General features: G+C 69.9%; 10 protein-coding genes. 4 read left to right on the top strand and 6 right to left on the bottom strand.

From position 1 onward, the window contains the following. Positions 1-77: 77 nt before the first annotated feature. Entirely contained in the window at positions 78-830 is a 753-nt protein-coding gene (locus tag ACFVHI_RS05125) for a glycine-rich domain-containing protein (RefSeq protein WP_380335889.1), read from the bottom strand. Positions 831-1,079: 249 nt separating this feature from the next. Here ACFVHI_RS05125 and ACFVHI_RS05130 point away from each other — a divergent pair, with 249 nt between their 5' ends. After that, positions 1,080-1,583, top strand: coding sequence for a DUF3592 domain-containing protein (locus ACFVHI_RS05130; RefSeq protein WP_380335892.1), 504 nt, complete (start codon positions 1,080-1,082; stop codon positions 1,581-1,583). A gap of 27 nt (positions 1,584-1,610) precedes the next feature. Here the strand turns inward: ACFVHI_RS05130 and ACFVHI_RS05135 are convergent, their stop codons facing one another. Together ACFVHI_RS05135 and ACFVHI_RS05140 are read right to left on the bottom strand one after the other, a co-directional pair. After that, positions 1,611-1,799, bottom strand: a complete 189-nt coding sequence (locus tag ACFVHI_RS05135) for a DUF397 domain-containing protein (protein ID WP_380335895.1) — start codon at positions 1,797-1,799, stop codon at positions 1,611-1,613. Positions 1,800-1,845: 46 nt separating this feature from the next. Continuing rightward, positions 1,846-2,673 carry a helix-turn-helix transcriptional regulator gene (locus ACFVHI_RS05140; RefSeq protein WP_380335898.1) on the bottom strand — a complete coding sequence of 276 codons (828 nt, stop codon included), beginning with the start codon at positions 2,671-2,673 and terminating at the stop codon, positions 1,846-1,848. Positions 2,674-2,798: 125 nt separating this feature from the next. Between ACFVHI_RS05140 and ACFVHI_RS05145 the strand changes: the two genes are divergently transcribed. Beyond that, entirely contained in the window at positions 2,799-3,536 is a 738-nt protein-coding gene (locus ACFVHI_RS05145) for an SDR family oxidoreductase (protein WP_380335900.1), read from the top strand. A gap of 14 nt (positions 3,537-3,550) precedes the next feature. Then, the gene (locus ACFVHI_RS05150) at positions 3,551-4,027 is read left to right on the top strand and encodes a nuclear transport factor 2 family protein (RefSeq protein WP_380335903.1); all 477 of its coding nucleotides are present in this window, start codon (positions 3,551-3,553) and stop codon (positions 4,025-4,027) included. A gap of 15 nt (positions 4,028-4,042) precedes the next feature. On the opposite strand, the gene ACFVHI_RS05155 is transcribed toward ACFVHI_RS05150, so the two are convergent. The 3 genes from ACFVHI_RS05155 to ACFVHI_RS05165 form a co-directional block, all read right to left on the bottom strand. Next, complete coding sequence (locus ACFVHI_RS05155; RefSeq protein WP_380335905.1) at positions 4,043-4,339, bottom strand: DUF397 domain-containing protein; 297 nt, start codon at positions 4,337-4,339, stop codon at positions 4,043-4,045. A gap of 92 nt (positions 4,340-4,431) precedes the next feature. Next, a complete protein-coding gene (locus ACFVHI_RS05160) occupies positions 4,432-4,617 on the bottom strand; it encodes a DUF397 domain-containing protein (RefSeq protein WP_380335907.1) in 186 nt (61 codons plus the stop codon). A 2-nt stretch (positions 4,618-4,619) separates the two neighbouring features. Next, complete coding sequence (locus ACFVHI_RS05165) at positions 4,620-5,489, bottom strand: Scr1 family TA system antitoxin-like transcriptional regulator (RefSeq protein ID WP_380335909.1); 870 nt, start codon at positions 5,487-5,489, stop codon at positions 4,620-4,622. Positions 5,490-5,635: 146 nt separating this feature from the next. Between ACFVHI_RS05165 and ACFVHI_RS05170 the strand changes: the two genes are divergently transcribed. Continuing rightward, positions 5,636-6,097 (top strand): ATP-binding protein, encoded by a 462-nt coding sequence (locus ACFVHI_RS05170; protein ID WP_380335911.1) that lies wholly within the window; start codon positions 5,636-5,638, stop codon positions 6,095-6,097. Positions 6,098-6,355 lie beyond the last annotated feature (258 nt).

Below are 6,355 nucleotides of genomic sequence, written 5' to 3' on the forward strand. Positions count from 1 at the left end.
CCGGTATTGGGCTGCTGCGGTACCGACCGGATCCCCTGTTCGGTGCCGTCTCGGCTCGGCCTTGTGAAGTCGGGCGCTCAGAACGACCAGTGGATGAGCGCGTACCCCGGCGCTCCGGCCTCGCCGGGCGAGGTGCCACTGACGCCGGACTGGCCGCCCGGCCCGCCGGTCGCGGCGTCTCCCGGGTTGGCGCTCCCGGTGTTCGCGGGCTGGCCGCCCGTTCCCCCCGGCGAGGTGGGGTTCGGGTAGAACGCGTTGGTTGTGCTGCCCCCGGCCGCGCCGGGGCGTACGTAGCCGCCGCCACCCAAGGGGGTCTCGGCGGGTGCGGTGCCGCCGCCCCCTGCGCCGCCGCCGGCGTACGAGCCCGGGAAGCCCCCGTTCGACGTGAAGCCCCCGCCGCCGCCCTGGGCGGTGGCCAGCACCGTCGAACCGATCGCGATGGTGGTGCTGGTGCCGCCGGAGCCCACGGCGCCAACCGCACCGCCCGCGCCACCGGTGCCGATGGTGATGGTGACCTGCTCAAGGGGGAGCACCGTGATCGCACCGTGCACGTATCCGCCGCCACCCCCGCCCCCGCCGCCGGTCACGGGCACGGTCGAGGTGCCGCCGGCGCCTCCGCCACCGGCGCCCCAGGCGTCGATCAGCAGGCCGGTGACGCCGACGGGGACGGTGAAGGTGGCGGTCCGGGTGAACTCGCGCACGCCCGTGGTGGCGTGGGCGGGGGCGGCCCCGGCGGCGAGGGTGGTGGCGGAGACGGCCAGCACGGTCGCGCAGGCGGCCAGTGCGGCCCTGCTCCGCCGACGGTGCGTCGTGGTCGGGGCGGATGTCATCGAGGTGTTCCTCCGTGTCGCTGCCCTGGCCTGCCCTGGCCGGGCGTGGGGGGTGGGTGGATCTATGGGTAGTCCACGCACCATCCTTCGCTCCCGGGGCGAGCCGTGCACCAGGTGTTACGCCGGATGACCGGGGAGCCGGGCCCTCGGTGGATCTCGATCAGAGGTTTTCCCTGCTCGGAAGCCGGTGTCGGTGGGTGCGGGTAGCGTGAGCGCACGTGGGCAGTTGGGCCGACACCGGGGGGATCGATGGAGAACGCGCCGGACCACGGCCGGACCGTGCGGAACGGTTCGCTCGCGATGATCGGCCTGGGGGTCCTGCTGTTCGTCCTCAGCCTGGTCTACCTGATACCGCACGACATGGGGGTGACGTCGGCTCTCCGCAGCCGCGGCGTTCACGTGTCGGCGGCCGTCACCGAGTGCACCGAGGTGAGCGCGCCGCAGGACAACCCGGCGGGCAACGCCCACTGCCGGGTTCGGTTCACGACGTCCGAGGGGGCGCCCGTCGAGACCCAACTCGCCTACGTCACCGACACCGTCAAGGCCCGCGACACCGTGACGGTGGTGTACGACCCCCGGCACACCGACACCGCCGCCCTTGCTTCGAGCGTCGGTTTCTGGAACTCGCTGGGCCGGAACGTGCTCGATGTGGTCGCACTGGTCGCGTCGGTCCTCATGACCTTGCTGGGCCTCGCGGTCCATCTCGCGTACCGCCGGCTCACCCGGGCGCGCAGACGGCCCACCGCTCTTTAGGCGGTGAGCCGTTGAGGGGGAAGTCGATCAGGCCTCGACGGTGGCGGCGAAGGCCACGAACGCCTGCCAGGCGGCGGGGGTGAAGGCGTGGTGGGGGCCGGAGGCGTCCTTGGAATCGCGGACGAGGACGGCCTCGGTCGTCTCGGCGACCTCGATGCACTGGCCGCCCTCGTTGCTGCTGTGGCTGCTCTTGAACCAGACGAGTTCGTTGCTCACTGCTCCCCCTGGCGCGAAGCGTTCCTCAGGCTCGCCTGCTGCGTGATCACCTACCGGCGCGTGTGGCGTGCACGGAGCCGAGCAGGCTGAGTGCCTCGGCGCTGGGGCTGCCGTGTTCCGCATGGTAGATGATCAACTGCTGGCCGGGGGCGTCCCGCACGTCGAATGCGTGGTGGGTGAGGGTCATGCCGCCGACGTCCGGGTGGTGGAGGTGCTTGTGTTCGCGGGTCTTGCCGCGCACGGTGTGGGTGTTCCACAGCCGGGCGAAGTCCGTGCTGCGCGTGCTGAGTTCGCCGACGAGATCCCGTAGGCGCGGACCGTCAGGGTCGACGCCGGACGCCTGGCGCAGGTGTCCCACCACCGTCTCTGTCGTCCGCTCCCATCGGGGGTGGAACGGCCGACCTGCCGGGTCGAGGAAGACCATGCGGGCCAGGTTGTCCATTGCTTCGAAGGGGGAGTACAGGGCCTCGGCCAGGGCGTTGGCGGCCAGGATGTCCAGGACCGGGTTGATGACGAACGCCGGAGTGCCGGGGTAGCCGTCCAGCAGGACGCGCAGGGCGGGGGCGACCTGGTCGGTGGTGGCGACGGGCCGCTGGGACGGTGCGGTTCCGGACAGTTGGTGAAGGTGCGCCTGGGCGTCGGTGTCCAGCAGCAGCGCGCGGCTGAGCGCGTCCACCACCTGCGCGGACGGGTGGCGTTCACGGCCCTGTTCCAGCCGGGTGTAGTAGTCCGCGTTCACCCCTGCCAGTACGGCGACTTCTTCGCGGCGCAGCCCGGCGACCCTGCGCACGCCATGGCTCGGCATCCCGACCTCGTCCGGCCGCACGGCCGCACGGCGCGCCCGCAGGAACTCACCCAGCTGGTTGTCGGTCATGTGCCCAGGCTAGGCCGCGGGCCCGGTGTGCTGCCTGGGTGTACCGCACCCAGGCAGCACACGGCCTGGGCCGCCCGGAACACCTCGCCCAGACTCGGTGCCCTACCGAGAGACAAGGGGCAGTCATGCCGGACCGGACAATCAAGGTCGTAGCGATCACCGGTGCCAGCAGTGGGATCGGCGAGGCGACCGCCCGCCGGCTCGCCGCCGACGGCCACCGCCTGTTCCTGGGAGCACGGCGCACCGATCGCCTGGACCGACTCGTCACGGAGATCACCGCCGCGGGCGGCACGGCGGCGGCCCGGCGCCTGGACGTGACCGAGGCCGCCGACGTGCGGGACTTCGTGGCAGCGGCCGAAGAGCGGTACGGCCGCGTGGACGTGATGGTCAACAACGCCGGGGTGATGCCGCTGTCGCCGCTGGAGGCGCTCAGGACGGAGGAGTGGGACCGCATGATCGACGTGAACCTGCGGGGTGTCCTGCACGGTATCTCCGCCGCCCTGCCCGTGATGCGCGTCCAAGGTGGCGGGCACATCGTGAACATCGCCTCCGTCGGCGCGTACGAGGTATCTCCCACCGCTGCCGTGTACTGCGCCACCAAGTTCGCGGTCCGTGCGATCTCCGAGGGCCTGCGTCAGGAGTCCGCCGGTGACGTCCGGGTCACCCTGGTCTCGCCGGGCGTCACGGAGTCCGAACTCGCCGACGGCATCGCGGACCCGGCCGCCCGGGCGGCCATGCGGACGTACCGCGCCGTGGCCCTGCCGGCGTCCGCGATCGCGGACGCCGTCGCCTACGCAATCTCCCAGCCGCCGTACGTCGACGTGAACGAGATCGTCGTTCGACCTGCGGCGAGCGCCCAGTGACGGAAGGAACCGGAATGCTGCACACCCCCGCTCTCGACGACCTGGCGCGCAGAATACGTGACCTGGAGGACCGGGACGCCCTGCACGCCCTCATGATCCGCGGCTGGCGGGCACTGGACCGCAAGGACTGGCGGATCTGGTCCGCCTGTTGGGCCGAAGACGCCGTGCTGGAGTTCGGGCCCTGGCAGCGAACCCAGGGGAGGGAGGCCATCCGCGCGAAGGTGGAGGAGGCCGAGTCGGCCTACACGAGCATCCAGCACCACATCCTCAACATGCACGTGGACGTGGCGGGCGACCGGGCGACCGGCATCGGGTACATGTGGTTCGTCGCCGTCACCGCTCCGGGGAGAACCTCTGCCCCCTACTCCATGGGCGGTCCCTACGACTGGGAGTTCCGCCGTGACGGGGACGGATGGCTCTTGGCCCGGCAGCGGCTCGGGGTCTTGTGGACCGACGGCGAGGACACCCTGCGAGCCTTCGAACCGGAGTGACCGGAACTACGTTGATCAGGCCTCGGCGGTGGCGGCGAAGGCGACGAACGCCTGCCAGGCGGCGGGGGTGAAGGTGTGGTGGGGGCCGGAGGCGTCCTTGGAGTCGCGGACGAGGACGGCCTCGGTCGTCTCGGCGACCTCGATGCACTGGCCGCCTTCGTTGCTGCTGTGGCTGCTCTTGTGCCAGGCGATCTCGATGCAGGCGGTGCCCTCGTTACTGCTGTGGCTGCTCTTGAACCAGGCGATCTCGATGCACTCGCCGCCTTCGTTGCTGCTGTGGCTGCTCTTGAACCAGATGAGTTCGCTGCTCACTGCTCCCCCTAAGTGTGGGACGGCGCCGTCAGCTTGACGGTACGCCAACGGCCCGCCGCCCGGTAGGCGGTGGGCCGTTGGGAGGACGTTGATCAGACCTCGGCGGTCGCGGCGAATGCCACGAACGCCTGCCAGGCGGCCGGCTCGAAGGCCAGCTGAGGGCCGCTCTTGTCCTTGGAGTCACGCACGTGGATTACAGCAGGCGTCTCGGCGACCTCGACGCAGGTTGTGCCCTCGTTGCCGCTGTAGCTGCTCTTGAACCACGCCAGCTCGGACATGCTCACCGCTCTCCCAGGATCTTCTCGATCAGGGCCAGGGACTCCCTCATGTCGAGCGCCTGCGCCCTGATGCTGCTGTACCGTGCGGCCATAATACGGACCTCTTCCGGGTCCGTGATCAGCCGATTGACGTGCTGCACCTCGCAGAACGCAATCTGCGACCGGCCCTTGGGGGTGAGGAGGGTGAACGAGCCGCCCATGCCCGCGTGCTCCATTCGATCCAGCGGCATCACCTGGAGTTCGAGGCCGCGGATCCGGCCGATCTTCAGCAGGTGGCGAAGCTGCTCCTCGTGAACGTCCCACCCGCCCATGGGGCGCCGCAGTGCGCTCTCATCGATCACCCAGCTGATCATCGGAAGCGGTGACCGAGTCAGGATCTCTTGCCGCTTCATGCGTGCCGCCACCCACTTTTCGACGGAGTCATCGGTAAGGGTTGGTTTCCGCATCTGGTACAGCGCTCGCGCGTGGGCCTCTGTCTGCACTAGGCCTGGGATGTCCAACGTGCAGTAGTCGTGAATCTCCAGAGCGTGCGCTTCTTCGGTCGTGTACGGCTTCGACCACGCCGGGTGCCGCTCACTCACGCGGATCTTCGCCTTCATGACATCCGGGGCGATCGCCTTCAGCGCGCCGCCTGCCCCAACGAGATCGTCAACCACCGTCAGGTACTCGACTCTCGGGGTCCGCTTGCCGCGCTCGACCGCGCCGACTTGGTCCTCGCTGTAACCGGCCATCTTGGCCAGCTCCTTCTGCGTGATCCCGGCCCGCTCGCGGAAGTGCTTGATCAGCTTTCCCACCGCAGCGTAGAGCTCAGAGACCCCCTCGGACCCCTCCGGCAGATCGCCGTCCTCGAAGACCGTTCCCTCGGCACCCATCGCAGCCACCCCATCCTGACTTGCCGCGTTTTCGATCGGTTAATCCGGGGTCGGCCGGACAGGCCCACCCTCCGCATCCGTACAGGCACTCTTAGTGCTTGTCGAATCCGTGGTCAGCGTACGTCCGGGGCGCCACGATTTTTTCCATGACGACCGACATCCCCCTCGACAGCCCCCGCCGTCACACCATCACCCTCGCCGCCACCCCCAAGGGTGCCGCCATCGGCCGGCGCATCGCCAGGCGTCAACTCACCACCTGGGGGCTGAACTTGTCCCACACCGAGCCGTACTACTCGGCTCTCCTGATCGTCGCGGAGCTCGCCGCTAACGCGACTACCCATGGCCGCGTTCCGGGGCGCGGGTTCGAGCTTCACCTCTGTCTCACCACCACCGTGCGCCGGGGCACAACCTTGCGCATCGAGATCTCGGACTGCCGGGGCGACCGCTTCCCCGCCCTGCCCGCCGTCCTCGCCCCCAACTCCCAGTCCGGGCGCGGTCTCACCCTCATCGACGCCCTCGCCGACCGCTGGGGCACCATCCCCCGCCACCCCAACGCGAAGACCGTCTGGGCCGAACTCGACCTCCCCATCGCCCCCGATGCGTCCTGAATCCCGCCATAGCCCGGGCAGCGCGACGCTCTGCACCCTCCTCCCGTTCGCCCTCCTCCTCGCTCTCCTCGCCTGGATCCACCCCCTCACCGCGCACCACCCCCCGAACCGCCACCCCCGCCCCGTCTCTACCTCCACCCCAACCACCCCGTAAAGCAAGAGGAGTGGGGAGGAGGCCCCCCCCTCGGCCCACGCCGAGACCCCGGGGGGTTTGGGTGGCCCAAGTAAGATTTTATGGGAAGAAAGGGGGTAGGTTGA

Origin of the sequence: Kitasatospora sp. NPDC127121 (assembly GCF_042677305.1) — a bacterium.
Classification (GTDB): domain Bacteria; phylum Actinomycetota; class Actinomycetes; order Streptomycetales; family Streptomycetaceae; genus Kitasatospora.